Origin of the sequence: Pseudomonas vlassakiae, from assembly GCF_014269035.2 — a bacterium.
GTDB lineage: Bacteria > Pseudomonadota > Gammaproteobacteria > Pseudomonadales > Pseudomonadaceae > Aquipseudomonas > Aquipseudomonas vlassakiae.
Map to the genome: position 1 here is coordinate 327,338 of NZ_JABWRP020000003.1, position 26,131 is coordinate 353,468.

At 63.7% G+C, this 26,131-nt stretch carries 28 protein-coding genes; 16 read left to right on the forward strand and 12 right to left on the reverse strand.

Features of this window, described 5'->3' with window-relative positions:
• Positions 1-332: 332 nt before the first annotated feature.
• From glnK to sutA, 3 genes are all read left to right on the forward strand, one after another.
• Positions 333-671: a P-II family nitrogen regulator gene (glnK, locus tag HU738_RS05780; RefSeq protein ID WP_002555808.1), complete on the forward strand. Its 339-nt coding sequence runs from the start codon at positions 333-335 to the stop codon at positions 669-671.
• A gap of 46 nt (positions 672-717) precedes the next feature.
• Positions 718-2,052: an ammonium transporter gene (locus tag HU738_RS05785; protein WP_176509191.1), complete on the forward strand. Its 1,335-nt coding sequence runs from the start codon at positions 718-720 to the stop codon at positions 2,050-2,052.
• A gap of 428 nt (positions 2,053-2,480) precedes the next feature.
• Positions 2,481-2,810: a dormancy-specific transcriptional regulator SutA gene (gene sutA, locus HU738_RS05790; RefSeq protein WP_186601450.1), complete on the forward strand. Its 330-nt coding sequence runs from the start codon at positions 2,481-2,483 to the stop codon at positions 2,808-2,810.
• Between the two features lie 69 nt (positions 2,811-2,879).
• Here the strand turns inward: sutA and HU738_RS05795 are convergent, their stop codons facing one another.
• From HU738_RS05795 to lptM, 6 genes are read right to left on the reverse strand one after another with little or no spacing between them, the layout of a single operon-like run.
• Positions 2,880-3,575 (reverse strand): HAD family hydrolase, encoded by a 696-nt coding sequence (locus HU738_RS05795; protein ID WP_186601449.1) that lies wholly within the window; start codon positions 3,573-3,575, stop codon positions 2,880-2,882.
• Positions 3,572-4,471, reverse strand: coding sequence for a tyrosine recombinase XerC (gene xerC / locus HU738_RS05800; protein ID WP_099813893.1), 900 nt, complete (start codon positions 4,469-4,471; stop codon positions 3,572-3,574). Before xerC ends, HU738_RS05795 begins: the two co-directional genes overlap by 4 nt.
• On the reverse strand, positions 4,471-5,175 hold the full coding sequence (locus HU738_RS05805) for a DUF484 family protein (protein ID WP_186601448.1): 705 nt from the start codon (positions 5,173-5,175) through the stop codon (positions 4,471-4,473). The genes xerC and HU738_RS05805 overlap by 1 nt, the downstream gene beginning before the upstream one ends.
• Before the next feature lie 13 nt (positions 5,176-5,188).
• Positions 5,189-6,019: a diaminopimelate epimerase gene (gene dapF, locus HU738_RS05810; RefSeq protein ID WP_054886461.1), complete on the reverse strand. Its 831-nt coding sequence runs from the start codon at positions 6,017-6,019 to the stop codon at positions 5,189-5,191.
• Between the two features lie 4 nt (positions 6,020-6,023).
• Positions 6,024-7,271, reverse strand: a complete 1,248-nt coding sequence (lysA, locus tag HU738_RS05815; RefSeq protein WP_186601447.1) for a diaminopimelate decarboxylase — start codon at positions 7,269-7,271, stop codon at positions 6,024-6,026.
• A gap of 9 nt (positions 7,272-7,280) precedes the next feature.
• Positions 7,281-7,484, reverse strand: a complete 204-nt coding sequence (gene lptM, locus HU738_RS05820; RefSeq protein ID WP_054886459.1) for an LPS translocon maturation chaperone LptM — start codon at positions 7,482-7,484, stop codon at positions 7,281-7,283.
• 216 nt (positions 7,485-7,700) lie between these two features.
• Here lptM and cyaY point away from each other — a divergent pair, with 216 nt between their 5' ends.
• The 3 genes from cyaY to rnk all read left to right on the forward strand — a co-directional run bounded on the left by cyaY (position 7,701) and on the right by rnk (position 8,790).
• On the forward strand, positions 7,701-8,033 hold the full coding sequence (gene cyaY / locus HU738_RS05825) for an iron donor protein CyaY (protein ID WP_054886458.1): 333 nt from the start codon (positions 7,701-7,703) through the stop codon (positions 8,031-8,033).
• Position 8,034: 1 nt separating this feature from the next.
• On the forward strand, positions 8,035-8,247 hold the full coding sequence (locus HU738_RS05830; RefSeq protein ID WP_176509186.1) for a DUF1289 domain-containing protein: 213 nt from the start codon (positions 8,035-8,037) through the stop codon (positions 8,245-8,247).
• A 132-nt stretch (positions 8,248-8,379) separates the two neighbouring features.
• Positions 8,380-8,790, forward strand: a complete 411-nt coding sequence (gene rnk / locus HU738_RS05835; protein ID WP_186601446.1) for a nucleoside diphosphate kinase regulator — start codon at positions 8,380-8,382, stop codon at positions 8,788-8,790.
• A 32-nt stretch (positions 8,791-8,822) separates the two neighbouring features.
• Here the strand turns inward: rnk and HU738_RS05840 are convergent, their stop codons facing one another.
• The 3 genes from HU738_RS05840 to HU738_RS05850 form a co-directional block, all read right to left on the reverse strand.
• Positions 8,823-11,687, reverse strand: a complete 2,865-nt coding sequence (locus tag HU738_RS05840; RefSeq protein ID WP_186601445.1) for a class I adenylate cyclase — start codon at positions 11,685-11,687, stop codon at positions 8,823-8,825.
• A 148-nt stretch (positions 11,688-11,835) separates the two neighbouring features.
• Complete coding sequence (locus HU738_RS05845) at positions 11,836-12,081, reverse strand: TIGR02647 family protein (protein ID WP_176509183.1); 246 nt, start codon at positions 12,079-12,081, stop codon at positions 11,836-11,838.
• Between the two features lie 69 nt (positions 12,082-12,150).
• Positions 12,151-12,450 (reverse strand): hypothetical protein, encoded by a 300-nt coding sequence (locus HU738_RS05850; RefSeq protein ID WP_099813889.1) that lies wholly within the window; start codon positions 12,448-12,450, stop codon positions 12,151-12,153.
• A 147-nt stretch (positions 12,451-12,597) separates the two neighbouring features.
• On the opposite strand from HU738_RS05850, the gene HU738_RS05855 reads away from it, so the two are divergent.
• Positions 12,598-13,260, forward strand: coding sequence for a glutathione S-transferase (locus HU738_RS05855; protein ID WP_186601444.1), 663 nt, complete (start codon positions 12,598-12,600; stop codon positions 13,258-13,260).
• A gap of 138 nt (positions 13,261-13,398) precedes the next feature.
• On the opposite strand, the gene argH is transcribed toward HU738_RS05855, so the two are convergent.
• On the reverse strand, positions 13,399-14,793 hold the full coding sequence (gene argH, locus HU738_RS05860; RefSeq protein WP_176509181.1) for an argininosuccinate lyase: 1,395 nt from the start codon (positions 14,791-14,793) through the stop codon (positions 13,399-13,401).
• Positions 14,794-15,102: 309 nt separating this feature from the next.
• On the opposite strand from argH, the gene HU738_RS05865 reads away from it, so the two are divergent.
• From HU738_RS05865 to rsd, 7 genes are all read left to right on the forward strand, one after another.
• Positions 15,103-15,852 carry a LytR/AlgR family response regulator transcription factor gene (locus HU738_RS05865; protein WP_176509180.1) on the forward strand — a complete coding sequence of 250 codons (750 nt, stop codon included), beginning with the start codon at positions 15,103-15,105 and terminating at the stop codon, positions 15,850-15,852.
• Positions 15,853-16,024: 172 nt separating this feature from the next.
• The gene (gene hemC, locus HU738_RS05870; RefSeq protein WP_186601443.1) at positions 16,025-16,966 is read left to right on the forward strand and encodes a hydroxymethylbilane synthase; all 942 of its coding nucleotides are present in this window, start codon (positions 16,025-16,027) and stop codon (positions 16,964-16,966) included.
• Complete coding sequence (locus HU738_RS05875) at positions 16,963-17,745, forward strand: uroporphyrinogen-III synthase (protein WP_186601442.1); 783 nt, start codon at positions 16,963-16,965, stop codon at positions 17,743-17,745. Before hemC ends, HU738_RS05875 begins: the two co-directional genes overlap by 4 nt.
• Positions 17,746-17,776: 31 nt before the next feature.
• On the forward strand, positions 17,777-18,877 hold the full coding sequence (locus HU738_RS05880; protein WP_186601441.1) for a uroporphyrinogen-III C-methyltransferase: 1,101 nt from the start codon (positions 17,777-17,779) through the stop codon (positions 18,875-18,877).
• A complete protein-coding gene (locus HU738_RS05885; RefSeq protein ID WP_186601440.1) occupies positions 18,874-20,112 on the forward strand; it encodes a heme biosynthesis HemY N-terminal domain-containing protein in 1,239 nt (412 codons plus the stop codon). Before HU738_RS05880 ends, HU738_RS05885 begins: the two co-directional genes overlap by 4 nt.
• A gap of 220 nt (positions 20,113-20,332) precedes the next feature.
• A complete protein-coding gene (locus tag HU738_RS05890) occupies positions 20,333-20,839 on the forward strand; it encodes a disulfide bond formation protein B (protein ID WP_176509175.1) in 507 nt (168 codons plus the stop codon).
• Between the two features lie 231 nt (positions 20,840-21,070).
• Positions 21,071-21,541: a sigma D regulator gene (gene rsd, locus HU738_RS05895; RefSeq protein WP_176509174.1), complete on the forward strand. Its 471-nt coding sequence runs from the start codon at positions 21,071-21,073 to the stop codon at positions 21,539-21,541.
• Between the two features lie 9 nt (positions 21,542-21,550).
• Here rsd and HU738_RS05900 read toward each other — a convergent pair whose 3' ends face one another.
• Entirely contained in the window at positions 21,551-22,216 is a 666-nt protein-coding gene (locus HU738_RS05900; protein ID WP_186601439.1) for an FKBP-type peptidyl-prolyl cis-trans isomerase, read from the reverse strand.
• 315 nt (positions 22,217-22,531) lie between these two features.
• Between HU738_RS05900 and HU738_RS05905 the strand changes: the two genes are divergently transcribed.
• Complete coding sequence (locus tag HU738_RS05905) at positions 22,532-23,650, forward strand: AlgP family protein (protein WP_186601438.1); 1,119 nt, start codon at positions 22,532-22,534, stop codon at positions 23,648-23,650.
• On the opposite strand, the gene HU738_RS05910 is transcribed toward HU738_RS05905, so the two are convergent.
• Positions 23,626-24,108, reverse strand: coding sequence for a TIGR02444 family protein (locus tag HU738_RS05910; RefSeq protein ID WP_186601437.1), 483 nt, complete (start codon positions 24,106-24,108; stop codon positions 23,626-23,628). The two genes, HU738_RS05905 and HU738_RS05910, sit on opposite strands and share 25 nt — an antisense overlap.
• Positions 24,109-24,158: 50 nt before the next feature.
• Between HU738_RS05910 and HU738_RS05915 the strand changes: the two genes are divergently transcribed.
• Positions 24,159-26,069, forward strand: a complete 1,911-nt coding sequence (locus HU738_RS05915; RefSeq protein WP_186601436.1) for an ATP-binding cassette domain-containing protein — start codon at positions 24,159-24,161, stop codon at positions 26,067-26,069.
• The last annotated feature ends 62 nt before the right edge of the window (positions 26,070-26,131 follow it).

Consider the following 26,131-nt stretch of genomic DNA (forward strand, 5'->3'; position numbering starts at 1 on the left):
ACGGGCCAAGCTGCATCCTGGACTGCGGGCCACTGCACGCTTTTTGAGCAGTTGGCCGGGCCAGCCTGCACCGAAGTTGTGCATGATTGCCATGCTGGCGACTGGCCAATCCCGACTGATTCACATAACCCGCTGTTTTCCGCTGCTTTAACGGAACTGGCAAGGTTTCTGCAAAGACCTGTACGAGCCATGCACTGATGCAGTTCCTTGTGACCAGGCAGTGCGCACGCGGAGCCGGATGCCGACGACGCGTTACAAAGCCAACCGCTGCGCTTAGACTTGAGACGGGTTTGTTTTCCTGGGGCAAGTCCACCAAATCGGGAGAGAGTTTCATGAAGCTAGTCACAGCCATCATCAAGCCGTTCAAGCTGGACGACGTGCGCGAGTCGCTGTCGGAAATCGGCGTGCAGGGCATTACCGTCACCGAAGTCAAAGGTTTCGGCCGGCAGAAGGGCCACACCGAGCTGTATCGCGGCGCGGAGTACGTGGTCGACTTCCTGCCCAAAGTGAAGATCGACGTCGCCATCGACGACAAGGACCTTGATCGAGTGATCGAAGCCATCACCAAGGCGGCCAACACCGGCAAGATCGGTGACGGCAAGATCTTCGTGGTGAATCTGGAGCAGGCGATCCGCATCCGTACCGGCGAAACCGATACCGACGCGATCTAAGCGCCGAAAAAGCCTCACCAAACCCAACGCCCCAGGAGAAAACAACATGACTCTGCGTAAGATCGCAGGGCTAGGAGCCCTATTGTCCCTCGTAATGCCCGGGCTCGCCCTGGCAGAGGAAGCAGCTGCCCCGGCGCTGAACTCCGGCGACACCGCCTGGATGCTCACCTCGACAGCGCTGGTGCTGTTCATGACCATTCCAGGTCTGGCCCTTTTCTACGGCGGCATGGTGCGTTCCAAGAACGTGCTGTCGGTGATGATGCAGTGCTTCGCCATCACTGGCCTGATCAGCATCCTCTGGGTCATTTATGGCTACAGCATGGCCTTCGATACCACCGGTATGGAAAAGGGCGTGCTCAACTTCAATTCGTTCGTCGGCGGCTTCTCCAAGGCGTTCCTGAGCGGCGTCACGCCGGCCAACCTGACTTCGGCCACTGCATTGTTCCCTGAAGCAGTGTTCATCACCTTCCAGATGACCTTCGCCATCATCACCCCGGCACTGATCGTCGGTGCCTTTGCCGAACGCATGAAGTTCTCGGCGATGCTGGTGTTCATGGGCATCTGGTTCACCCTGGTCTACGCGCCGATCGCGCACATGGTCTGGAGTGGTGACGGCGCGCTGCTGTGGGACTGGGGCGTGCTCGACTTCGCTGGTGGCACCGTGGTGCACATCAACGCCGGTATCGCTGGCCTGGTCTGCTGCCTGGTCATGGGCAAGCGCAAAGGCTACCCGACCACCCCGATGGCTCCGCACAACCTGGGCTACACCTTGATGGGCGCGGCCATGCTGTGGATCGGCTGGTTCGGCTTCAACGCCGGTTCCGCCGCCGCCGCCAATGGCACTGCCGGCATGGCCATGCTGGTGACCCAGATCGCCACCGCTGCTGCTGCGCTGGGCTGGATGTTCGCCGAGTGGATCTTCCACGGCAAACCCAGTGCCCTGGGCATCGCCTCGGGTGTGGTCGCCGGCCTGGTCGCCATCACGCCGGCCGCCGGGACCGTGGGCCCTATGGGCGCCCTGGTGATAGGCCTGATCTCCGGTGTGGTCTGCTACTTCTGCGCCACCACCCTCAAGCGCAAGCTGGGTTATGACGACTCCCTGGACGCCTTCGGCGTGCACGGCGTCGGCGGCATCATCGGTGCCATCCTGACCGGCGTGTTCGCAGCACCGGCCCTGGGCGGCTTCGGTGCAGTCACCGATATCGGTGCCCAGGTCTGGGTTCAGGCCAAGGGCGTGATCTTCACCGTGGTCTATACCGCCATCGTCACCTACGTGATCCTCAAGGTGCTGGATGTGGTGATGGGCCTGCGGGTCAACGAAGAAGAAGAGTCGGTCGGCCTCGACCTGGCTCAGCACAACGAACGCGGCTACAACCTGTAACCGCGACGCTGGTAAAACTTGCCCGGTTCGCCGGGCATTTTTTTGTCTGTTTTTTGCCATTTCGCGCAGTGCAAACGGTTTATCACTCACGTTCGCGACGTAGGCCAAAAACTTACAAGTCTTCGGGCATTTATGGTGCTTTGCTTTTTTCACGAGCGCGCTAGAATGCGCGCCAAAGAGTGTTGGGTGAGTAGTCCCCACGCTTCTCCAGCCTTTGCTAGGCTTGCCAATAGCGTGTGGCCAGCAGGGTTCAAGGATTTGTCAGGTCTTGCCAGGAGTGGGGCCTGCTGGGTGCCGCCTCCCATCAGGAGCGCCGACCCAAGGGCAGTGGCCTAACCCACGGCCAGTTGAATTTTCACTGGTGGCTGCCGGTCTACGGCTGCACCGGTCTATAACTAACCTGCTTTTCGCAAGTCATGAGGTAGAACATGAGCGACGACGATCTGGAAAATGATGACCTCGAAGTAGGCGACGAAGACGAGGCTGATGAAGGCCTCGAAGCGGCGGCTGACGATGGCGTGGAAGATGTTGGCGATGACGACAGCAGCCCGGCACCGACTGCCAAGGGCAAATCCAAGGCCGCTGTCTCGGTAGACGAGATGCCGAGCATGGAAGCCAAGCAGAAGGAGCGTGATGCCCTGGCCAAGGCGATGGAAGAATTTCTTTCGCGCGGTGGCAAGGTGCAGGAAGTCGAGGCCAACGTGGTCGCCGACCCGCCCAAGAAGCCGGACAACAAGTACGGCAGCCGCCCTATCTGAGTGGCTGAATACAAAAAAGCCCGCCGTCGCTGCGGGCTTTTTTGTGCCTGGTGTCCTGCACGGCCCCAGTCAACGCCAGCGCGCGAGTACCTCGGGCAGCTGGGACAAGCGCTGGATCTCTGCATCCGGCGCCCGGTCACCCGCCCAGGCCTTGCCCTGCGGGTTGAACCACACGGCGCGCAAACCTGCGCGCTGGGCGCCGGCGATGTCGTCGCCCGGGTGATCGCCAATATGCACCGCCGCGCTGGCCTCAGTTTCGCCACGCTTGAGGGCTTCGATGAACGGTGCCGGGTCCGGCTTGCCGATGCCCAGGTCCTCCGCACACAGGGCGAAGCGGAAGTAATCCGCCAGCCCCAGTCGGCGTATATCGGCGTTGCCGTTGGTGACCACGCCCAAGGTGTAGTGACGGCGCAGGACTTCCAGTACCGGCTGTACCTCGGGGAACACTTCGACCTGGTGGCGGGCATGCAGGAAAACTTCAAAGCCCTCGTTCGCCAATTCCTGCGCCTGCTTCTCGCTGTAGCCGACTTCCTCCAGGGCGTGGAACAACACACGTCGGCGCAGGGCGCTGATGCGGTGCTTGAGGCCCGGCTCGGCTTGCACCAGACGTTCGCGGATGGCGAACAGGTGCTCCACCGGCACGCCGCCGAGGACTGGGGCGTTGGCTTCGAGCCAGTCGCGCAGCACGACCTCGGCACTGGCAATCACGGGCGCGGTGTCCCACAGCGTGTCGTCGAGGTCGAAGGTGATCAGCTTGATGCTCATGAGTCTGTGCCTTTGCTGCGTTTGGCCCGAGGGTGGGCACTGTCGTACACCGCGGCCAGGTGCTGGAAGTCCAGGTGGGTATAGATCTGCGTGGTGCTGATGTCGGCGTGGCCGAGCATTTCCTGCACCGCACGCAGGTCCTGGGACGATTCCAGCACGTGGCTGGCGAAGGAGTGGCGAAGCATGTGCGGGTGCAGGTGCTGGCCTAGCTCGCGCTCGCCGGCAGCCTTGACCCGCAATTGGATGGCCCGTGGGCTCATGCGATTGCCCTGGCGGGTGATGAATACCGCGCTGTCACGCGGCGCGCCGATGCCACGCAGCTTGAACCAGGCCTGCAACGCCTCACGGGCCTTGCGCCCGACCGGTAATACGCGGGTCTTGCTGCCCTTGCCGAGTACTTGCACCAGGCCGGCAGCCAGGTCGAGCTGCTCGAGGTCGAGGTTGTTCAGTTCGGACAGGCGCAGGCCGGAGGAATAGAACAATTCGAGGATGGCCTGGTCACGGCGGGCGATAAAGTCGTCATCGACGCCGCCATCGAGCAGCTGCAGGGCTCGGTCGGTGTCCAGTACCTTGGGCAGCCGGCGTTCGCCCTTGGGCGCGCTCAGGCCATTGGCCGGATCATGCTGGCACAGGCCCTCGCGATTGAGGTAGCGGTACAGGCCGCGCACCGCCGACAGCAATCGCGCCAGGCTGCGCGATGACTGGCCGTGATGGTGCAAGCGGGCGATAAGCTGGCGCAGCTGCTGAATCTGCAGGGCGCCCCAGCCGGCGATGCCCTGGCTGTTGCAATATTCGATGACCTTGTCGAGGTCGCGGCGATAAGCCAGCAGGGTGTGTTCGGACACCTGGCGCTCGTTGCGCAGGTGTGCGCAATAAGCCTCCAGCTGGCGTTCCATCAGCGCACCGGACGCAGGGTCTGGGTCACGCGCGGCACCACGCGGCCAAGCACTTCGGCGATGTAGCCGAGGAACAAGGTGCCGACGCTGCTCTTGTAGTGCTGCGGGTCGCGGCTGCCGATCGCCAGCACGCCATGCAGCCCTTGATATTCGAGGGCGGCAACCGCACTGGAGCCGACCTCCTGCTGCTGCTCCTTGCCGAACAGGAAGGCCAGCTCGTGCTCGCGCAGGTTGCCGCTGACCGTCTTGCCACCGCCCAGCAGGCCACCGATGGCTTGCTGAGCTTCGGCATTGCTGACCCAACGGCCTACGGGCGCTGCGTTGTCGCCGAACAGGATCAGGCTGACGAAAGGCACCTGGAATTCCTGGCGCAGGCTGTCTTCGACGGCCATCACCACTTCTTCCAGGCTGCCGGCGTCGAGCAGGTCGAGGATCAGCCGACGGGTCTTGTCGAACAGCCGGTCGTTGTCCCGGGCCACGTCCATCAGTTGCGACAGGCGATGGCGCATCTCGATATTGCGGTCGCGCAGCAGCTTGAGCTGGCGTTCCACCAGCGACACGCTGTCACCGCGCTGGTGGGGGATGCGTTGGTCGATCAACAGCTCGTCGTGCTCGGCGAAGAAGGTGGGGTGAGCGCGCAGGTAGGCGACCACCGCTTCGGCATCGAGCTCATCGGGCTGCTGGGGTACTGGCTGATCGGTCATGGCGGTTACTCGCTTAGAGACGAACCTGTCCTTCGAAGACGCGTACGGCTGGGCCGGTCATCAACACGGGCTTGCCTGGGCCGGCCCATTCGATATGCAGGCGGCCACCGGGCAGGTCGAGGGACACCGGAGAGTCCATCCAGCCCTGGCTGATGGCGGCGACAGCTGCGGCGCAGGCGCCGGTACCACAGGCCTGGGTCTCGCCGGCACCACGCTCCCACACCCGCAGGTTGGCGCGATGGCGGTCGATGACCTGGAGGAAGCCGGCATTCACCCGCTGCGGGAAGCGCGGGTGGTTTTCGATTTTCGGGCCCAGCTCATGGACCGGCGCGGTGTGCACGTCATCGACGCGCAGCACGGCATGCGGGTTGCCCATGGACACGGCGGCAATCGAATACACCTGGCCGTCTACCTCCAGCGGGTAGTTCACTGCCTGTTCGTCGGCAATGAAGGGGATTTCTGCCGGGACGAAGCGCGGCGGGCCCATGTCGACACACACCTGGCCGTCGTTCTGCACGTCCAGCTCGATGATGCCGCCCTTGGTTTCCACGCGGATGCGCTTTTTCGCGGTCAGGCGCTTGTCCAGCACGAAGCGGGCAAAGCAGCGCGCGCCGTTGCCGCACTGCTCGACCTCGGAGCCGTCGGCGTTGAAGATCCGGTAGCGGAAGTCCACTTCCGGGTTGCTCGGCGCCTCGACGATCAGCAGCTGGTCGAAGCCGATACCGGTGTGGCGGTCACCCCACTGCTTGGCGTGCTTGGGCTGGATGTGCGCGTGCTGGCTGACCAGGTCGAGGACCATGAAGTCGTTGCCCAGCCCATGCATCTTGGTAAAGCGCAGCAGCATGGGCTCACTCCGGCAGCAGGCTTTCGCCAGCGTACAGTTCGGCGATGGTCTCGCGGCGGCGGACTTCGAAAGCCTGGTCGCCGTCGACCAGGATTTCCGCACAACGGCCACGGGTGTTGTAGTTCGAGCTCATGACGAAACCATAGGCGCCCGCCGACTGTACGGCCAGCAGGTCACCTTCGGCCAGGTTCAGCACGCGGTCCTTGGCGAGGAAGTCGCCGGTTTCGCAGATCGGGCCTACCAGGTCATAGGCACGGCCTTCGCCCGCCCGCGGCGTGACCGCGCTGACGCCCATCCAGGCCTGGTACAGGGCCGGGCGGATCAGGTCGTTCATCGCTGCATCGATGATGGCGAAGTCCTTGTGTTCGGTGTGCTTGAGGTATTCCACGCGGGTCAGCAAGGCACCGGCGTTGGCCACGATGTAGCGGCCTGGCTCGAACACCAGGGCCAGGTCACGGCTGCCGACGCGCTCACGGATGGCCTTGATGTAGTCGGCCACCAGCGGCGGCTCTTCGTCGCGATAGCGCACGCCAACGCCGCCGCCCAGGTCCAGGTGACGCAGGTGGATGCCGCACTCGGCCAGGCGATCGACCAGGACCAGCAGGCGGTCCAGGGCATCGAGGAACGGGTCGACGGTAGTCAGCTGCGAGCCGATGTGGCAGTCGACACCCACCACGTCCAGGTTCGGCAGCTGCGCAGCGCGCACGTAGATGGCTTCGGCGTCGGCGATGGCGATACCGAACTTGTTCTCTTTGAGGCCGGTGGAAATGTACGGGTGAGTACCGGCATCGACGTCCGGGTTCACGCGCAGCGAGATCGGCGCAACCTTGCCCATCTCGGCGGCTACCACTTGCAGGCGTTCGAGTTCGTCGGTGGACTCGACGTTGAAGCAGTGCACGCCGACTTCCAGGGCGCGGCGCATGTCTTCGCGGGTCTTGCCGACGCCGGAGAAGACCACGCGATCGGCGCGGCCGCCAGCGGCCAGCACGCGCTCGAGTTCACCGCCGGAGACGATGTCGAAACCCGCCCCCAGGCGCGCCAGGACGTTCAGCACGCCAAGGTTGGAGTTGGCCTTGACGGCGAAGCAGACCAGGTGATCGGTACCTTGCAGGGCATCGGTGTAGCTGCGGTACTGGGCTTCGATGTGGGCGCGCGAGTACACGTAGGTCGGGGTGCCGAAGCGTTCGGCGATGGCCGACAGGGCGACGCCCTCCGCGAACAGTTCACCGTCGCGGTAGTTGAAAGCGTTCATCTGAATTCCTTACTGCTCTGGCGTCTGCTCGGGCTGGATTGGCTGCTCTTCCTGCGGCTGGACCGCTGGAGCATGCTGGTGCTGGTGCGACTTTTTCGGGCCTTTGCCGTCCTTGCCGTCTTCTGGCAGGTACAGGGGGCCCTTCTGACCGCAGGCCGAAACGAGGCAGGCAACCGCGACCAGCGCCGCGAGCGAGGAAATCAGGCGCTTCATGGGTGAAATCCTTTGAAATATGCAGTATTGCGCCCGAGTATACCGAGCGACCGGCGGATTGCCTATGCAAGAGCCGGTCCGTCGGGCGGGCTATGCTCAGGGGCGCTCGCCACGGTAATGGGGCCGGTGGCGAGCGCGGCTAAACCTTTGCATTCATGGCCCGGCGCCCGTATCTTGCCGGCTTGCCCGTAAAGCAGCCAATTCGAGGTTCCTGCAATGAGTTTGAGCGAAGCGCGTTTCCATGATCTGGTCGACGCGACCCAACAGGCCCTGGAAGACCTGTTCGACGAGAGCGGCCTGGACCTGGACATGGAAAATTCTGGCGGCGTGCTGACCGTCAAGTTCGAAGGCGGCGCCCAGCTGATCTTCAGTCGCCAGGAACCGTTGCGCCAGCTGTGGCTGGCCGACCGTTCCGGCGGCTTCCACTTCGACTACGACGAAGAAAGCGGCAAGTGGGTGTGCGAGAAGAGCGAAGAACTGCTGAACGAAATGCTCGAGCGTATCGTCTGGGAGCGGGCCGGCGAGAAGCTGGACTTCGACGAGATCTGACATGACCAGCCAGGCGCGGCCACCCAAGCCGCTGTACAGCAACGTCAGCCCGGCGGTGCCGTCGCCCTGCATCAGCGTCTGCCGGCTGGATGAGCAGCGGGTGTGCACCGGCTGCCATCGGCATGTCGAGCACATTCGCGAATGGCGCTCGGCCGACGACGAACGGCGCCGGCAGATCTGCCGCGAAGCCCAGGCCCTGCGCGCACGGGCTTGAGTATTTGCCCGGCTGTGGTAGTGTCGGGTTGTGCGTCGGTGACGCAAAAGCATCCACAAACCCCGCCCTTGGGCGGGGTTTTGCTTTATCTGCCCGCAGCAAACCGCCTGTTCAAAGGAGTCTGACTGGATCATGAGCACCAAGCCTTCCCTCATCCTCACCCGATTGGACGTACAACGTCTCGAGCGCCTGATCGACAGCCTCGACGAGAACACGCCGGGTGTGCTCGCCTTGCAGGAAGAGCTGGACCGTGCCGCTCAGGTGGTCGGCCATGAGGAAGTGCCCGCCGGAGTGGTGACCATGAACTCGCGGGTGCATTGCCGTGAGCAAGCCAGCGGCAAGGACTACCACCTGACCCTGGTGTACCCGAAAGATGCCGGTGGAGAAGGCACGGTTTCGATCCTCGCGCCGATCGGTTGTGCGCTGCTGGGCTTGTCGGTGGGCGAGCAGATCGACTGGCCGGCACCGGGGGGCAAGACCCTGAAACTGAAGTTGCTGGCAGTCGAGTACCAGCCTGAAGCGGCTGGCGATTTCGACCTCTGAGATCCTTGGGCTGCGCAGCAGCCCTTGAATTTTCAAGGTTTCAGAGAGGCCTGCAATTTCGCCAGTCCATCATTCAGCGCCTGCTCCAGCTCGCGCTTGTAGCGCAGGTAGAGGCAGGTCGACCCCTGCTCGTCCTCGAGCAGCTCGGACAGGTCCAGGTCGGTGATGTAGCAGCGGTAGTGCCCGGCACTGCGGCGCTGGCCAAGGATCTGCCGGGCGACCACCTCATACAGTTGGTCGCCATGCTCCAGCTCGGAAAATTCCTGCTGGTCGCAATACAGCGTCACATGCACCCCATCCCCCGCGCCGGCCTGCAGAATGGCCTGAACCTCGTAATAGGGTTGGTCGACGCCCGCACTGGGTGCCGGGCGAGGCTCGATGCTGCGTGCCTTGCCTGGGCCTGAAGGCAGCAGCTGGGCGTAGTGGATAGCCGGTGAAGCCTGTTGCAGATGGTCGAGTGGGAGGCGGGCATCGTGGCGCACCGCCACCGAACGCAGAAAACGTTGTAACGGCAGCAGCAGATGGCTTTCGTCAAACAATGGCAGGCGCTGTTGCCACAGGGCGTTGTATTCGTCCAGCACGTACAGGTCGGCCCAGCCATCGAGCAGGCGGTAGAACACCTGGATGCAATTGCGCCGACCTTGTTCCAGTAACAGAGGCAGGTCGCAGTCCTGCAGCGCATTGCCATCCAGGTGCAACGGGCTGTAGCGGCTGCGCACTTCGCCCAGGTGATCGAGCACGGCATCATGCCCCGCCAGGGTCGCCAGGCTGACTTGGCCGGGCAACAGCTCAAGGACGTGGGTGTACTGCGCCACTTGCAGCAGGTAGCGGTGATTCAGGCCCTGGTCGAGCAGCAATTGCGCCGTGTCGAAGATCTCCTCGACCCGCTGAGCGATGGCCTGGGCGCGGTTGTGGCAGAAACAGCGCACCCGCACCTGCGGGCGGTGGCTGCGCTGGCCAAGGCTGTTGAGGAAATCCCGCAGGCAGCGCAGTAGCGCGTGATCACCGTCGTAGCGCTGCACCAGCACTTCATTCCAGCTGTTGAGCGTGACTTGGTCGAGGGTCAGCACCAGGTTCTCGCGCACACCGGCATAGCTCAGCGAGTCGGTGCGCTCGGTGGTCATCAGGATGTTCAGGTCGCGGTGATGGCGCAGCGGATCGACACCGACATTGACCAGCAGCAGGATCTCGTCCGCCACGCTCGGCTGCAGCAGGCGTTCTTCGCTGACGCTGGCCAGGGGCAGCGGAATACTCTGCTGCAGGCTGCCCAGCAAGTTGAACAGCTCGAATTCGCTGAGGTCGCTGTCGCCGGGGTGCAGCGCCAGGCGTGTGGTGTGGTCGATGACGCCATTGCGGTGGGCCCAGGTCAGCAGCTCGAGCAACTCACGGCAGCGCTTGATCGGGCTGAAATGCTCCCATTCGTATACGCCCAGGTTGCCGTTGTACAGGCCCCAGTGATGGCTGCCAGGCTCCTTGCGGTTCGGGGACTGGACCAGCGTCATGGTGTCTTCGGCAATGTCCGGGGCAATGCCCGGGTTGATCACTTCGATCTTGCCGGCGCGGCGCTCGAAGGCGGCGTACAGGCGCCGGCCCAGGACATTCAGGTCACGCTGGTCGGCGCGGCTGGTGGCACCCTGGTTCTGCGCGAACTGGCCGAGGAAGCGATAGCTATGGTTGAGCTCCGCCACCAGCTCACGGCGTTCGAGGGCGACCTGGCGCACCTTCCACTGGCTGCGGCTGTCGAGCATGAGCAACTGGCGTTCGTCCCAGCCCCACTCATAGGTCAGGCGCTGCAACAGTTGGCGCTGCCAGCCGTTGTTACGGCTGCGGTCCAGGCCACTGAGCTTCTTGTTGACCTTCAGGTAAAGGCTGCGCCTGACCAGCTCGAGCCGAGCGGTTTCCCCGCGTTGCTGCAGATAGCGCTCGATGCGCCGGTACACCATCACATAGGGGTCGAGTTCGTCGAGGTTCAGATGGTTGGCGAACACCGCCTGTTTATAGTCCAGGCACAGGCAGCGCACGGTCGGGTGCTCACTGGCATAGACTTCGGTCAGCAGCAGCTTGAGCAGTGACTTGTAGGGCGAATCGATGCCCTTGAACAACTGCCAAAGCCCGGCGCCGAGGTACTCGCCTGGTGGAATATGGGCAAGGTTGCCGAGGTCCAGGGCGTCCTGATTGCGGATGAAACGCTTGGACAGCAGGGTCTCGGTGTAGGCCTGATAGTTGTGCTCTTCATAGACCGGCACCAGCCACCACAGCGGCGTGCGCCCGGCCAGCCAGATGGCCGTGCGATAGAACTCGTCGAGCAGCAGGAAATGTTGCGTGGTGCCGCAGTCGTCGGAGCTGAGCTGGCTGTCGCGCTGGCCCTGGGAGAAGCTTTGCGGGTCGATCAGGAAGAAGTGAGCCTCGGCACCCTGGCTGGCCGCCCAGGCCTCCAGCAGCTGGCACTTGCGGCGCAACTCTTCGCGCTCGGCCTCGCTCAGGCCAGGGGCATGGCATACCCAGAGGTCCATGTCGCTCTGTTCGGCCTGGGCCAGCGTACCGAGACTGCCCATCAGGAACAGGCCGTGTATCGGGCGTGGCGGGTTGCCATGACGGGTTTTGTAGGCGAACGAGCGAGCCAGGCGTTGGGCATCGGCGACCTGCTCGGCATCCGGCTCGAACCCCGCCACCCCGGCCGGAGTGGCGCCGGATACGTAACCGGGCAACAGCGGGTGGTTGACGTGGAACAGCAGCGGCAGCAGGGTCAGGACCAGCTGCTGGCGGCTCGACAGGCCCTCCATTGCACGTTCGAGCCGGCACTGGTTGATGTGCAGGAAGCGCGCACGCAATGTCGCCAGCACCTTGCGGTCGATGCCTTCGTCCAGGTCAGGGCGGATTTCGTGGGGGTGGTTCATTGCACACTCAGGGCGGGCCAGGAAAGCTGTGGCGAGTTTAGCCTGAGTGGGGCAGTCGGATAAGCGGAATATGGATTATTGGCGCCATTTTTCTATCGTCTGTTCTGGCCCCTTTCGCGGGCAAGCCCGCGAAGAGGCCGGTGCAGGGTCAGGCTGGCTGTGGGGCTTTGAGGACGTTCAACAGCAACTGCACGCTCTCCACCGCATCATGCCCCAGGCTGGTCAGGTAACCGCCATCAGGTTGATCGGTCAGTTGCTTGGCATGCAGGCGCTTGGCCGCAGCGACCAGGGCGGGGGAGGCATTGGCGTGAATCTTGATGCCTTCCTGGTTGCTGTCCAGGTTGAACAGGGCGAGCACTTCCAGTTCGGCGATCAGTTCGGGGCTAAAGGACATGGCGACTCCTGACTTCCAGACAAGGATGGCGGCACCGCCAGCGGTGCCTGATCCAAGAGTGTAGTCGGGTTATTCGTCGTCGCTTTGACCCATCTCAGGCGGCAGCTCGGGCAGGGCACGCAGGGCGGTCTCATACCACTCGCCGTTGAATGCGCGGTCCTCCTGGAGCATGTTGTCGATTTCGAAGGCCAGAACGTGGGCCATGAGGTTGAGGATGTCTTCACGCTCATAGCCGACCAGGGTCAGCTTGTTGAAGGTGGCCTTGGCCGCTGGCGGCTCGCCGCTTTCGATCTGGTTTTCGATGGCTTCGGTCAGCGTCGCTTCGGCGAAGGCTTCGTCGTCATTGTCGATTTCGTCGTGTTCGCTCATGGCGCTACTCCTGTGGGGGGACGCACAGTTTGCCACGCCTGCGTTGGCAATGCCTGGTCATCGACAGGGCGCATGACGCTGGTCAGGCTTGTATGGACGGTTTATAAGAACCGAGCCATCCCCACACGGCCTGGAGGCTGTAACCCGATGCTCAAGCTTTACGGATTCTCGGTCAGCAACTACTACAACATGGTCAAGCTGGCCCTGCTGGAGAAAGGCCTGCCTTTCGAGGAAGTCACCTTCTATGGCGGGCAGGCGCCGCATGCGCTGGAAGTCAGCCCGCGGGGCAAGGTGCCGGTGCTGGAAACCGAACACGGCTTCCTCAGCGAAACCAGCGTAATCCTCGACTATATCGAGCAGACCCAAGGTGGCAAGGCGCTGCTGCCCAGCGACCCGTTCGGCCAGGCCAAGGTGCGCGAACTGCTGAAGGAAATCGAACTGTACATCGAGCTGCCGGCGCGTACCTGCTACGGCGAGTCGTTCTTCGGCATGCCGGTGGAGCCGCTGGTCAAGGAGCGCGCGCGTACCGACTTGCTGGCGGGGTTTGCCACGCTCAAGCGCAATGGCCGTTTCGCGCCTTATGTGGCGGGTGAGCACCTGACCCTCGCCGACCTGATGTTCTGCTTCTCGGTGGACCTGGCGTGCGCGGTAGGCAAGAAAGTGCTGGGTATCGACTTCCTGGCGGACTTCCCGCAGGCGAAGGCGTTGCTGCAACTGCTGGGTGAGAACCCGCACATGGCGCGGATCGTGGCCGACAAGGAGGCCTCGATGCCGGCCTTCATGGAGATGATCCGCAGCGGCAAGCGCTGAGACCGCGTTGGAGTCATCGCGGGTAAACCCGCTCCCTCAGGGACTGCACTGCTTTTGGCGCCTGTGCAATACCTGTGGGTGCGGGTTCATCGAGGCGTCGAACCGCCGCGAACGAGGGCGAAGCCCTCGCAATGGGCTTTAGCGCGAAGCCAGCAGGGCCTTGCCGCGAGCCACGGCAGCACGCACCTGGGCTGGCGCGGTTCCACCGATGTGGTTACGGGCATTCACCGACCCCTCCAGGGTCAGCACGGCAAACACGTCCTGCTCGATCTGGTCGCTGAACTGGCGCAGTTCGTCCAGGCTCATCTCGGCCAGGTCCTTGCCCGTGTCGACGCCATACTTCACCGCGTGGCCGACGATCTCGTGGCAGTCACGGAACGGCAGGCCGCGGCGAACCAGATAGTCGGCCAGGTCGGTCGCGGTGGAGAAACCGCGCAGAGCCGCTTCGCGCATGATGGCGTGCTTGGGCTTGATCGCCGGGATCATGTCGGCAAAGGCGCGCAGCGAGTCGCGCAGGGTGTCGGCGGCGTCGAACAGCGGCTCCTTGTCTTCCTGGTTGTCCTTGTTGTAGGCCAGCGGCTGGCCTTTCATCAGGGTCAGCAGGCCGGTCAGGGCGCCGAACACACGGCCGCTCTTGCCGCGCACCAGCTCCGGTACGTCCGGGTTCTTCTTCTGCGGCATGATCGAGCTGCCGGTGCAGAAGCGATCAGGCAGGTCGATGAACTGGAACTGGGCGCTGGTCCACAGCACCAGTTCCTCGGAGAAGCGCGACAGGTGCATCATCGCCACGCTGGCGGCCGCGCAGAATTCGATGGCGAAGTCACGGTCCGAGACGCCGTCCAGCGAGTTGCCGGCCACGGCTTCGAAGCCCAGCAGCTTGCAGGTCAGCTCACGGTCGATAGGGTAGGTGGTGCCGGCCAGCGCGGCACTGCCCAACGGCATGCGATTGGCGCGCTTGCGGCAGTCGACCAGGCGCTCGTAGTCGCGGCTGAGCATTTCGAACCAGGCCAGCAGGTGGTGGCCGAAGGTGACCGGCTGGGCAGTCTGCAGGTGGGTGAAGCCAGGCATGATGGTTTCGGCTTCGCGTTCGGCCTGCTCCAGCAGACCCTGCTGCAGACGGGTGATCTCGGCCAGGATCAGGTCGATCTCGTCACGCAGCCACAGGCGGATGTCGGTGGCCACCTGGTCGTTGCGGCTACGGCCGGTGTGCAGCTTCTTGCCGGTGATGCCGATACGGTCGGTCAGGCGTGCTTCGATGTTCATGTGCACGTCTTCGAGGTCGACACGCCAGTCGAAGCTGCCAGCCTCGATTTCGCCCTGGATGGTTTTCAGGCCATCGATGATGGTGTCGCGCTCGGCATCGCTGAGGACGCCGACCTGTGCCAGCATGGTGGCGTGGGCGATCGAACCCATGATGTCGTGGCGGTACAGGCGCTTGTCGAAGTCGACCGAAGCGGTGAAACGGGCGACGAAGGCGTCGACGGGCTCACTGAAGCGGCCGCCCCAGGACTGATTGGTCTTGTCGGTGCTCATGGATTCACTCTATGCAGGCGTGAACGAAAAAGTGGCGCCGATAATAGCAGGGTTGGGCCTGACACCGCAGGACATCGGTCGACAGAAACCGGAGGCAAACATCGGTAAAGGTGGGCGGAGACGATATTCACCGATTGAACGGCAGTGTTCCACGGACCGTCTACAGTTGGACAGAGGACTGGCAGCTATTCTGCTGGCTCAGTGAATCTTTGGCCTTCGTATCGGTCTAGAGCGTGACCGCAGCGTCGCTCGACCTGCTCTTGTCTACGCTATACCTGTGCGAGACTCACTCAGGAATCCAGAGCAATTATGAATGTCCTGATCGTTGATGACGAACCCCAAGCCCGTGAACGCCTCACACGGCTATTCGCTGAACTGGAGGGTTACACCGTGCTGGAGCCCAGCGCCACCAACGGCGAGGAGGCTCTGACACTGATCGAAAGCCTCAAGCCGGATGTGGTTCTGCTGGACATCGGCATGCCAGGCCTGGATGGCTTGCAGGTTGCTGCGCGCTTGTGCGAACGCGAGGCGCCACCGTCCGTGGTGTTCTGTACCGGCGACGATGAATACGGTGCCGAGGCGTTCAAGGACAGCACCCTCAGCCACGTGACCAAGCCAATCCAGCCTCAGGCCCTGCGCGATGCCTTGCGCAAGGCCGAGAAGCCCAACCGTGCCCAGCTGGCGGCGTTGACCCGGCCTGGCAGCGAAGGCGGTGGGCCGCGCAGCCATATCAGTGCGCGTACGCGCAAGGGTATCGAGCTGATTCCATTGCCCCAGGTGATCTATTTCATCGCCGACCACAAGTACGTGACCTTGCGCCACGAAGCCGGGGAGGTGCTGCTCGACGAGCCGCTCAAGGCGCTGGAGGATGAATTCGGCGAGCGATTCGTGCGTATCCACCGCAATGCGCTGGTCGCGCGCGAACGCATCGAACGCCTGCAGCGCACGCCATTGGGGCATTTCCAGCTATTCCTCAAGGGCCTCGACGGCGACGCCCTGACGGTCAGCCGCCGGCATGTGGCAGGCGTGCGCAAGATGATGCAAACACTCCAAGGCTGAGCCTGCATGGCAACGGCTGCGCCCTTGTGCGCGGCTGAAGCCGGTCCCACAGGTACGGCGCCGCCTGTAGGGGAGGCTTTGGCCGCGAAGGGCCCTGACGCTGATCCACATCTGCTGGCGATGCCGGTGATGCTGTTATCATCAGCGGCATTTCTCTGCATCGGGGCGTTTCATGTCCACTCGCGAAATCCGCATTGCCACCCGTAAAAGTGCCTTGGCCTTGTGGCAGGCCGAATATGTCAAAGCCCGCCTCGAGCAGGCGCACCCCGGTCTGCGGGTGACCCTGGTACCCATGGTCAGTCGCGGCGACAAGCTGCTCGACGCACCGCTGGCGAAAATCGGCGGCAAGGGGTTGTTCGTCAAAGAGCTGGAAACAGCGCTGCTGGACAACGAAGCCGACATCGCCGTGCATTCGATGAAGGATGTACCCATGGACTTCCCCGATGGCCTGGGCCTGTTCTGCATCTGCGAGCGCGAAGACCCGCGCGATGCATTCGTCTCCAATACCTTCGCCAGCCTCGACGCCCTGCCAGCCGGCAGCATCGTCGGCACCTCCAGCCTGCGCCGCCAGGCTCAGTTGCTGGCGCGTCGGCCGGACCTCAAAATCCACTTCCTGCGCGGCAACGTCAACACCCGCCTGGCCAAGCTCGATGCCGGCGAATACGACGCCATCATCCTCGCCGCCGCGGGCTTGATCCGCCTGGGCTTCGAGGATCGCATCAGCGATACCATCAGCGTCGAGCACAGCCTGCCAGCCGGTGGCCAGGGCGCGGTGGGTATCGAGTGCCGCAGCGCCGACACTGAAATCCATGCCCTGCTGGCGCCGCTGCACCACGCCGATACCGCCGACCGTGTAGTTGCCGAGCGTGCCTTGAACAAGCGCCTCAACGGCGGCTGCCAGGTGCCGATCGCCTGCTATGCGGTGCTCGAAGGCGATCAGCTGTGGTTGCGCGGCCTGGTTGGCCAGCCAAGTGGCGGGACCTTGCTGGTGGCGGACGCCCGTGCGCCGCGTGCGGCTGCCGAGACCTTGGGCGTGCAGGTCGCCGAAGCCCTGCTGGGTCAGGGCGCCGAAGCCATTCTCAAGGAAGTCTACGGCGAGGCCGGGCATCCGTGAGCTCCTGGCGCCTGCTGCTGACCCGGCCTGAAGAGGACTGCGCGGCACTGGCGCAGAGCCTGGCCGTTGCCGGTGTGGCCAGCAGTTGCCTGCCGTTGCTGGCCATCGAGCCTGTCGCGCTGGCTGACGGGCAGCGTCGGCAGCTGGCCGGGCTGGCGCAGTACCAGGCGATCATCGTGGTCAGCAAGCCGGCGGCACGGCTGCTGCTTGGGCAGCTGCAGGGCGCTGGCTTGCAAGCGCCCACCGCAGGCTGGTTTACCGTGGGTGAGGCGACGGCAGCAGTGCTGCAGTGCGCAGGCCTTCAGGTGACATTCCCGGTGCAAGGCGACGACAGCGAGGCCTTGCTCGCGCTCCCGGCCCTACGCCAGGCTATTGCGGCGCCTGAGGCCCGCGTGCTGATTGTTCGTGGCGTCGGAGGTCGCGAACTGCTGGCCGAGCGTCTTGCAGAGCAAGGTGCTAGTGTCGAATATCTGGAACTGTATCGTCGCTGCCTGCCGGCGTACCCGGCGGGCACGCTGATGCGCCGCATAGAAGCGGAACGCCTCAATGGCCTGGTGGTCAGCAGTGGGCAGGGTCTTGAACATTTGCAGCAAATGGCTGGCGCCGATTGGCCGCAGGTAGCCAGGCTGGCGTTGTTCGTGCCCAGCCCGCGGGTCGCTGAACAGGCCCGGGCCGCCGGGGCCCAACAGGTTGTGGATTGCCGTGGCGCGAGTGCCACGGCCTTGCTGGCAGCCGTGCAGCGTAGCGCTGTACCTGCCTCTCAAGGCGCTTCGCACTAGCGCGAGGCGCCCCCATGCAAAGGATGGATACGTGAGCGAAACTGTCTTGCCCAACAATGATCAGCCGTCGGCGCAGGAGCCGGCGCAACCCGTCACCGACAAGCCTGTAAAGCGCTCTGGCAGTGGTCTGGCCGTGCTGGCGCTGTTGCTGGGTGCGGCCGGGGTCGCAGTAGGGGGTTGGGGTGTCTGGCAGGTGCGGCAGCTGCAAGGCAGCGAGGTGAACCAGGGTCAGCACCTTGAAGCCCTCAGCCAGCGCGCCGCGGCGCTGCAGCAGCGTGAGCAGCAGATCAGTGCACAACTGGCCAGCCTGCCGGCCGCCAGTGAGCTGGAAGACCGTCGCCGCCTGGTGGCGCAACTGCAAGGCGACCAGCAGCGTCTCAGCCAGCGTCTGGAAACCGTACTTGGCGAAAGCCGCAAGGAGTGGCGCCTGGCCGAGGCCGAGCACCTGCTGCGCCTGGCTACCCTGCGCTTGTCGGCGCTGCAGGACATCACCAGCGCCAAGGCCCTGGTCGAAGGGGCCGACGAAATCCTCCGTGAACAGAGCGACCCTGGCGCCTTTGCCGCCCGCGAGCAACTGGCGCGCAGCCTGGCCACGCTCAACAGTACCCAGCAGCCGGACCGCACCGGTCTGTTCCTCAAACTCGCCGCCCAGCGTGAGCTGGTGCAACAGCTCAGCGCCCAGTCTCCCGAATTCGCCAGCAACGCCGATGCGCTTGGTGCGCTGACCGCCGATGGTGACGGGGCCAGTCGCCTGTCGCAGTGGTGGGCAGAAATCTCCAAGTACTTCCAGATCGACTTCAACGCCGATGACAATGTGCGGCCGTTGCTGGCTGGCCAGCAGCTGAACCAGTTGCGCCTGGCCCTGAGCCTGACCATCGAGCAGGCGCAGTGGGCTGCGCTCAATGGCGAGGCCAAGGTGTACAACCAGGCCCTGGATGATGCCCGTAGCGTGCTGCTGGCCAACTTCAATGCCGACAACCCGCAAAGCAAGGCGATGCTCGACAGCCTCAACGCGTTGGCTGAGCAGCCCGTCTCGGTAGTGACCCCGGACCTGAGCGAAAGCCTGGCGGCGGTGCAGGCGTACATTCAACGCCGCCATCTGCCAGCCGAGGCTGAAGGGGGCAAGCCATGAAGCGTGTCTACCTGCTGGCCGTACTGGCGATCGTGGTTGCCGCGGCGCTGGGCATCGCGGTGGCCAAGCACAGTGGTTATGTGCTGATCGCCTACGGTGGTTTCCGTTACCAGTCCGGATTGTGGGCGGCGCTCGCGGCGCTGGCGGCGGTGGTCGTCCTGCTGTTGCTGCTGCGTTATCTGGTCAGTTTGGTCCTTACCTCCAGTGGCGTGGTCAACCCGTGGTCGCGGCGTAACCGCAGCCGGCGCGTGCGGATCGCCATCGAACAGGGCCAGCTGGACCTGGCCGAGGGCCGCTGGGCCAGTGCCCAGCGCCACCTGCATCGTGCTGCCGAGGCCGAGCGCCAGCCGTTGCTGTATTACCTTGGCGCCGCCCGTGCCGCCAACGAACTGGGGCGCAAGGAGGACAGCGACAACCTGCTGGAACGTGCGCTGGAGCGCCAGCCCCAGGCTGAACTGGCCATTGCCTTGACCCATGCGCAACTGCAGATGGACCGCGGCGAGCGGGATGCTGCGTTGGAGACCTTGCTCGCCATGCAGGAGCGCCATCCGCATAACACCCAGGTCCTGCGCCTGTTGCAACGCCTGCATCTGGAGCGTGGCGATTGGTCGGCGCTGATCCGCCTGCTGCCGGACCTGCGCAAGAGCAAGGTGTTGCCGGCCGATGAGCTGGCCGCGCTGGAGAAACGCGCCTGGGGCCAGAACCTTGGCTTGGCGAGCACCCGTGGTGATGATCCGCAAAGCGCCCGTCAGGCCCTTGAGCGTGCCTGGCAGCAGCTGACTGCGGCCCAGCGCCAAGAGCCGCAACTGGTCCTGGCCTATGCCGAACAGCTACGTCAGATGGGTGCCCAGGGCGAAGCCGAGCAGGTGCTGCGCACCGCACTCAAGCGTGAGTACGAAAGCCATCTGGCGCGCCTGTATGGCCTGGTACGGGGTGATGATCCGGCGCGTCAGCTACAGACCGCCGAAGGCTGGCTGAAGGCCCACCCGGACGATCCGAGCCTGCTGCTCACTCTCGGCCGCCTGAGCCTGCAGAACCGCCTGTGGGGCAAGGCGCGCGACTATCTCGAAAGCAGCCTGCGAATGGAGCGTAATCCGGAAGCCTGTGCCGAGCTTGCACGCCTGCTCGCCAGCCTGGGCGAGACCGAACGCAGCAATCAGTTGTTCGAGGAAGGCCTTGGGCTGCTCGATGAGCGCCTTCTGGCCCTGCCGTTGCCAGAAGCTGTACGCGCCTGAGCCCTGCATGAGCCCGCGCAACGGCGCGGGCTCATGGGTCGGGTAACCTGTTCTGCGGTGTAAGTTGGATTTGCAGTCTGTTCTTAGGAAGTTTCCTACAGCTTGCATGGACATTTCTCTTCCAATACAGCGACTTGTCACTCCAGTAGTGCCTTGAAACAAGCCCGGCCTTTCCTCTACCGTTCCAAGCCACTTCAACTTTCCCGGGACCTTTTTTCCCATGCCGATGGCCAGTCTGCGCACGCTTTTCATTCCGGCATGCCTTGCTTCGCTGGCAGTGTTGGGCGCTTCGTTTTATCTCGAAAGTGTCCTTGGGCTGGTGCCTTGCCCGCTGTGTTTCAGCCAGCGGCTATTGTTGGGGATCTATGCGCTGGTCTGTCTGAGCGCGGCGCTGCATGCACCCGGTATTACCGGGGTTCGGCTTTATGCGCGAACGGCAATGCTGAGCGCGGCCAGCGGCGCCCTGCTGGCGGCGCGGCATGTGTGGTTGCAGGGTGCAGGTGATGCGAGCCACCTGTGCCCTTTGCCGATCGGGCGCATGTTCGAGCTGTCCTGGCGTGAAGCTGTGCGACAACTGCTGCTCGGCGGTCCCGATTGCCGCTCGCTGACCTGGAGCTTCCTCGACCTGACCCTGCCGGAATGGAGCCTGCTGGCGTTTCTGTTGCTGGCGGCACTGCCCCTGAGTTGCCTGCTGGCGTATCGTTTCCGCTCACTTGGCAATCCTTGACCTGGCGCATGCCGGTGGCCAATAGCGGACCAATGGTGGTGTCTAACGGTATTAAACGCTTGTATGAACTTTGTCCGCTGCGTACCTTGATGCTAAGCACGCGCGGGAATAATCTCCCAGCACGCATACTGAAAACACAACTGCTCGATGCCGTCCTGCTGATGTCACCTTTGTGCTGCACGGTCGTGGTGCGAGGTGCAGCGGCATCTACCCAGAAGGGAAGAGATCGCCATGCTCGATAGTTGTCAGAACGCCCAGGAACGCTGGGGCGGGGTTCACAAGCTGATCGACCGTTGGCTCGCGGAGCGAGAGGAGCTTGTCCAGGCTTTCCGTACCTTGCGTGTCGCCAAGCCGGCCTTTGCCGACAAGGAAAAGAACCGCGACTTCTGTGCGGTGCTGGTCGACTACGTGTCGGCCTGGCACTTCGAAGTGAGTGAGCAGCTGGTCACCGAGGCCAAGGCATTCGGGGATGAGAAGGCGCTGAAACTGGCCGAAGAGATCAACCCGCGGATCAACGACATTACCCAGATCGCACTGGCCTTCAACGATCATTGCGAGAAGGGCGAGTGCAAGGACACCGAGCGCTTCGCCGAGAAGCTCGGCAAGCTGGGCAGCCTGCTGCACGAACGCTTCGAGCTGGAAGACTGCCTGATCGAAGTGCTGCATAACGCGCACAAGGAAGAGGGCGCGGTCGAAGCCTGAAGGTCGGCGTCAGTTGCCTACCGCCAGTAACTCGATTTCGAATACCAGCGGCGTGTAGGGCGCGATCAGGTCACCTGCGCCCTCGGCACCGTAGGCGCGTGCCGATGGGATCACCAGGCGCCAGGTCGAACCGGCTTTCATGTGTGGCAGGGCCACCTGCCAGCCGTCGATCACCGAGTCCAGGCTGAACCACTGCGGCTGCTGATTCTGGTCGAACACCGAACCATCCGGCAGCCTGCCGACATAGCGCACCTGTACCTTGCCGCCGGCTTTGGGTTGCGCCCCATTACCCGCTTTCAATTCGCTGTACAGCACGCCTTCGGGCAGTTCGTGCACACCGGCACGCGCCCGCTCGTTGGCCATGAAGCGTGTTTCGACGGCCTGCAGTTTGACGACTTCGGCTTGTTCGGCGGCGCTATCGGCCTGTTCCTCATGCTGCTGGAGGATGGCCTCCATCCGTGCCTTGTCGAGTTTCAATGGCTGGCCCTGATAGGCCTGGCGCAGGCCTTCTACCAGCGCATCCAGTTGCAGGCCGGGCACTTCCTGACGCAGGCGCTCCCCCAGGCTGGCGCCGAGGCTGTAGGCCAGGTCATGATCGTTGGCAGGGGCGGTATCGTTGGCGGCCAGGGCGAATGGCGCCATCAGGCATAGGCCAAAAGCAAGATAACGTGACATGGTTGGGTTCTGTTCCAGATGTGTGTAATGGCTCGGGTGTTTGGCGTGATTGATTTGTTGTCGTCGAGATCGAGCGCCGCCCGCGCGGCGCTCGATCTGCGCAATGATAAATGACCAGGTCATACACCCGGAAAGTCCCGGCATCAGGCAAAACCCTGCAACGTTTTGTTAAGCAACTACACTTGCACGGAGCTGCAAGATAACAACTTTGCCCAGGCATGCAACGCGGCACCCTCAATACTGTCAACATGCCCTAGCGGCGGTAGCAGCAGAAGCATAGTATGAGCCGCAATCTCGTCAGCCAGGAGGTAAACCATGTCGGCTAAAAAGAAGCCAGTAAGTACGCCGTTACACCTGCTCCAGCAACTTTCGGGCAGCCTGCTCGAACACTTGGAAGAGGCCTGCTCACAAGCGCTGGCTGATGCGGAGAAATTGCTGGCCAAGTTGGAAAAGCAGCGCGGCAAAGCCCAGGAAAAACTGCATAACGGCCGCCTGAAGTTGCAGGATGCGGCGAAGGCAGGCAAAGCCAAGGCGCAGAACAAGGCGCAAAAGGTGATCGGTGAACTTGAAGAACTGCTCGATTCGCTCAAGGAACGCCAGACCCAGACCCGTACTTACATTCAACAACTCAAGCGTGATGCCCAGGAAAGTTTGAAACTGGCTCAAGGTGTCGGCAAGGTACGCGAGGCTGCAGGCAAGGCACTCGACCAGCGTGCAGTGGCGGCCAGGACTGCGAAACCAGCTGCTGCCAAAGCACCGGCCCGCAGCACCGCCAAGCCAGCGGTCGCCAAGGCGCCGACCAAACCAGCCGCTGCCAAGGCTCCAGCCCGCGCTGCTGCCAAGCCAGCCGCCGCCAAGGCACCTGCTCGCGCTGCCAATGCCAAGCCGGTTGCCAGCAAGGCCCCAGCCAAAACCGCTGCCGCGAAACCGGCTGCCAAACCTGCTGCTGCCAAAACTCCAGCCAAGTCAGCGGCCGCCAAGCCAGCAGCAGCCAAAGCGCCGGCCAGAACCGCCTCGGCGAAGCCGGCCGCCAAACCTGTCGCTGCACAATCCACTGGCGCCAAGCCAGCCGCCAAAGCTGCTGCTGCCAAGGCTCCAGCCAAGCCTGCGGCAGCCAAACCCGTAGCAGCCAAAGCGGCCGCCAAGCCAGCGGCAGCCAAGCCAGCGGCAGCCAAGCCAGCAACAGCCAAGCCAGCAACAGCCAAGCCAGCAACAGCCAAACCAGCAACAGCCAAGCCAGCGGCAGCCAAAGCACCGGCCAAGTCCGCTGCAAAACCTGCAGCGAAGGCCCCGGCAAAACCCGTTGCAGCCAAACCTGCAGAAGCCAAACCGGCTGCACCCGCTGCCAGTGCGCCAGCGACCAACTCGGCCGCTCCCGCTCCTGCCTCGGTATCCGCCAGCACTCCCGCTCAGACGCCGTCTTCGGCTTCCTGAAGCGCTGCCGCCGCGACGCGCAAGTCAACCAGCGCGTCGTGGCCGCGTGCCTGGTCCGGCGCCAGCCGGTCAAGCCAATCGTCCGTAGGCTCTAGCGAGCCTATGGGCCATTGTTGCGCACAGGTTTGCAGCCGTTGCAGCAACTGCTTCTCCGCTTCCAACTCCAGCCCCTTCAATTGCTCACGCAACGCCGCCAGGTGCGTATCGTGTCGTGCAGGCGAACGCCATTGCTGGCGCAGGCTACGTAACGGCGCCACCACATCGTGTTGCCACGGCCCGGCAATCGCACGCAGGGCCTGAGCGCGTTCTTCGCTGAAGGGCACTGCACGCGCCTGCAACCAGGTTGCACACAGCAGCAGGCAGACGTCGCCCCCCATCGCCTGAACATTCAGACAAGCCGTTTCGACGCCCGGGCGGGCATACAGCGCCAAGGCGTGATTCCACAGGTCGGTGTACATGATTCCACTCACGCTGCGGGCCGAGGAAGCTGGTAGACTCCGCGACCACTATGATCAGACTATCCAACCTCACTTTACAGCGTGGTCCGCAGCGCTTGCTAGAAGGCGCCGAGATGACCCTGCACGCCGGTCACAAGGCCGGCCTGATCGGCGCCAATGGCGCCGGAAAATCCAGCCTGTTCGCCCTGCTGCGCGGCGAGCTGTCGCCTGATGCCGGCGATTGCCAGCTGCCCGGCGACTGGCGCATTGCCCACATGCGCCAGGAGGTCGATACGCTCGACCGCCTGGCGGTGGACTATGTGCTCGACGGTGACGCCCGCCTGCGCAAGGTCCAGGCCGAACTGGCCGTTGCCGAGCAGGCCCATGACGGCACTGCGCTGGCGCGCCTGCACAGTGAGCTGGAAGTTGCCGACGGCTACACCGCTGATGCCCGCGCTCGTAAATTGCTGGCGGGCCTGGGCTTCACCAACGAGCAGATGGACCGCCGCGTCGGTGACTTCTCCGGTGGCTGGCGGATGCGCCTGAACCTGGCCCAGGCGCTGATGTGCCCGTCTGACCTGCTGCTGCTCGACGAACCTACCAACCACCTCGATCTTGACGCGATCCTGTGGCTGGAAGACTGGCTCAAGGGTTACCCGGGCACGCTGTTGCTGATTTCCCACGACCGCGATTTCCTCGATGCCGTGGTCGACCATGTGCTGCACGTCGAGCAGCGCAAGCTCAACCTGTACAAGGGTGGTTACACCGCCTTCGAGCGCACCCGTGCCGAGCGCCTGGCGCAGCAGCAGCAGGCCTACGAGAAGCAGCAAGCACAGCGCGCGCACATGGAGAAGTACATCGCCCGCTTCAAGGCCCAGGCCACCAAGGCCCGCCAGGCACAGAGCCGGATCAAGGCCCTGGAGCGCATGGAAGAGCTGTCGGCGGCGCATGTCGATTCGCCGTTCGACTTCGTATTCCGCGAATCGCAGAAAATCTCCAGCCCGCTGCTGAGCCTGTCCGAAGGCCGCCTGGGCTATGGCGACAAGGCGATTCTCGACAAGGTCAAGCTGCAGCTGGTCCCGGGAGCACGCATCGGTCTGCTCGGGCCCAACGGCGCCGGCAAGTCGACCCTGATCAAGAACCTCGCCGGTGAACTCGAGCCGCTGTCGGGCCGCCTGGTACGTGGCGAGAACCTTGCCGTCGGCTACTTCGCCCAGCACCAGCTCGACTCGCTGGACGACAAGGCCAGCCCGCTGCTGCATCTGCAGCGCATCGCACCCACCGAGCGCGAGCAGACCCTGCGCGACTTCCTGGGTGGCTTCGACTTCCACGGCGACCGCGTCGACGAGCCGGTGGTGAACTTCTCCGGTGGTGAGAAGGCCCGTCTGGCCCTGGCGCTGATAGCCTGGGAGCGGCCGAACCTGCTGCTGCTCGACGAACCGACCAACCACCTCGACCTGGAAATGCGCCTGGCGCTGACCATGGCCCTGCAGGAGTTTGCCGGTGCCGTGGTGGTGGTTTCCCACGACCGTCACCTGCTCAAGAGCACCACCGACGACTTCCTGCTGGTGGCCGATGGCAAGGTCGAGACCTTCGATGGCGACCTCGACGACTACGGCCGCTGGCTGGTCGAATACCGCCAACGCAGTGCGCCGGCCAGCAACGCCCCGGTCAACCCGGACAAGACCGACAAGAAGGCCCAGCGCCAGGCTGCGGCAGCCTTGCGCCAGCAGTTGGCACCGCACAAGAAGGCGGCCGACAAGCTGGAAACCGAGCTCAACCAGGTGCATGCGCAACTGGCCGAGATCGAGACTGCGTTGGGTGACGGCGGTGTGTACGAGGCGGCGCGCAAGGATGAATTGCGTGATCTGCTGGCTCGGCAGAGCAAGCTGAAGCAGCGTGAGGGCGAGCTTGAGGAAGCCTGGATGGAGGCGCTGGAAACGCTGGAGAGCATGCAGGCTGAGCTGGAAGCGCTTTCCTGAAAGGTCTCTATCGCCTGGGCTGGCCTCTTCGCGGATGAATCCGCTCCTGCAGGGGCCCGTGC

Coding starts and splice junctions, on each gene's coding strand:
- glnK (WP_002555808.1), top strand. CDS start 333: ATGAAGCTAGTCACAGCCATCATCAAGCCGTTCAAGCTGGACGACGTG.
- HU738_RS05785 (WP_176509191.1), top strand. CDS start 718: ATGACTCTGCGTAAGATCGCAGGGCTAGGAGCCCTATTGTCCCTCGTA.
- sutA (WP_186601450.1), top strand. CDS start 2,481: ATGAGCGACGACGATCTGGAAAATGATGACCTCGAAGTAGGCGACGAA.
- HU738_RS05795 (WP_186601449.1), bottom strand. CDS start 3,575: ATGAGCATCAAGCTGATCACCTTCGACCTCGACGACACGCTGTGGGAC.
- xerC (WP_099813893.1), bottom strand. CDS start 4,471: ATGGAACGCCAGCTGGAGGCTTATTGCGCACACCTGCGCAACGAGCGC.
- HU738_RS05805 (WP_186601448.1), bottom strand. CDS start 5,175: ATGACCGATCAGCCAGTACCCCAGCAGCCCGATGAGCTCGATGCCGAA.
- dapF (WP_054886461.1), bottom strand. CDS start 6,019: ATGCTGCTGCGCTTTACCAAGATGCATGGGCTGGGCAACGACTTCATG.
- lysA (WP_186601447.1), bottom strand. CDS start 7,271: ATGAACGCTTTCAACTACCGCGACGGTGAACTGTTCGCGGAGGGCGTC.
- lptM (WP_054886459.1), bottom strand. CDS start 7,484: ATGAAGCGCCTGATTTCCTCGCTCGCGGCGCTGGTCGCGGTTGCCTGC.
- cyaY (WP_054886458.1), top strand. CDS start 7,701: ATGAGTTTGAGCGAAGCGCGTTTCCATGATCTGGTCGACGCGACCCAA.
- HU738_RS05830 (WP_176509186.1), top strand. CDS start 8,035: ATGACCAGCCAGGCGCGGCCACCCAAGCCGCTGTACAGCAACGTCAGC.
- rnk (WP_186601446.1), top strand. CDS start 8,380: ATGAGCACCAAGCCTTCCCTCATCCTCACCCGATTGGACGTACAACGT.
- HU738_RS05840 (WP_186601445.1), bottom strand. CDS start 11,687: ATGAACCACCCCCACGAAATCCGCCCTGACCTGGACGAAGGCATCGAC.
- HU738_RS05845 (WP_176509183.1), bottom strand. CDS start 12,081: ATGTCCTTTAGCCCCGAACTGATCGCCGAACTGGAAGTGCTCGCCCTG.
- HU738_RS05850 (WP_099813889.1), bottom strand. CDS start 12,450: ATGAGCGAACACGACGAAATCGACAATGACGACGAAGCCTTCGCCGAA.
- HU738_RS05855 (WP_186601444.1), top strand. CDS start 12,598: ATGCTCAAGCTTTACGGATTCTCGGTCAGCAACTACTACAACATGGTC.
- argH (WP_176509181.1), bottom strand. CDS start 14,793: ATGAGCACCGACAAGACCAATCAGTCCTGGGGCGGCCGCTTCAGTGAG.
- HU738_RS05865 (WP_176509180.1), top strand. CDS start 15,103: ATGAATGTCCTGATCGTTGATGACGAACCCCAAGCCCGTGAACGCCTC.
- hemC (WP_186601443.1), top strand. CDS start 16,025: ATGTCCACTCGCGAAATCCGCATTGCCACCCGTAAAAGTGCCTTGGCC.
- HU738_RS05885 (WP_186601440.1), top strand. CDS start 18,874: ATGAAGCGTGTCTACCTGCTGGCCGTACTGGCGATCGTGGTTGCCGCG.
- HU738_RS05890 (WP_176509175.1), top strand. CDS start 20,333: ATGCCGATGGCCAGTCTGCGCACGCTTTTCATTCCGGCATGCCTTGCT.
- rsd (WP_176509174.1), top strand. CDS start 21,071: ATGCTCGATAGTTGTCAGAACGCCCAGGAACGCTGGGGCGGGGTTCAC.
- HU738_RS05900 (WP_186601439.1), bottom strand. CDS start 22,216: ATGTCACGTTATCTTGCTTTTGGCCTATGCCTGATGGCGCCATTCGCC.
- HU738_RS05905 (WP_186601438.1), top strand. CDS start 22,532: ATGTCGGCTAAAAAGAAGCCAGTAAGTACGCCGTTACACCTGCTCCAG.
- HU738_RS05910 (WP_186601437.1), bottom strand. CDS start 24,108: ATGTACACCGACCTGTGGAATCACGCCTTGGCGCTGTATGCCCGCCCG.
- HU738_RS05915 (WP_186601436.1), top strand. CDS start 24,159: ATGATCAGACTATCCAACCTCACTTTACAGCGTGGTCCGCAGCGCTTG.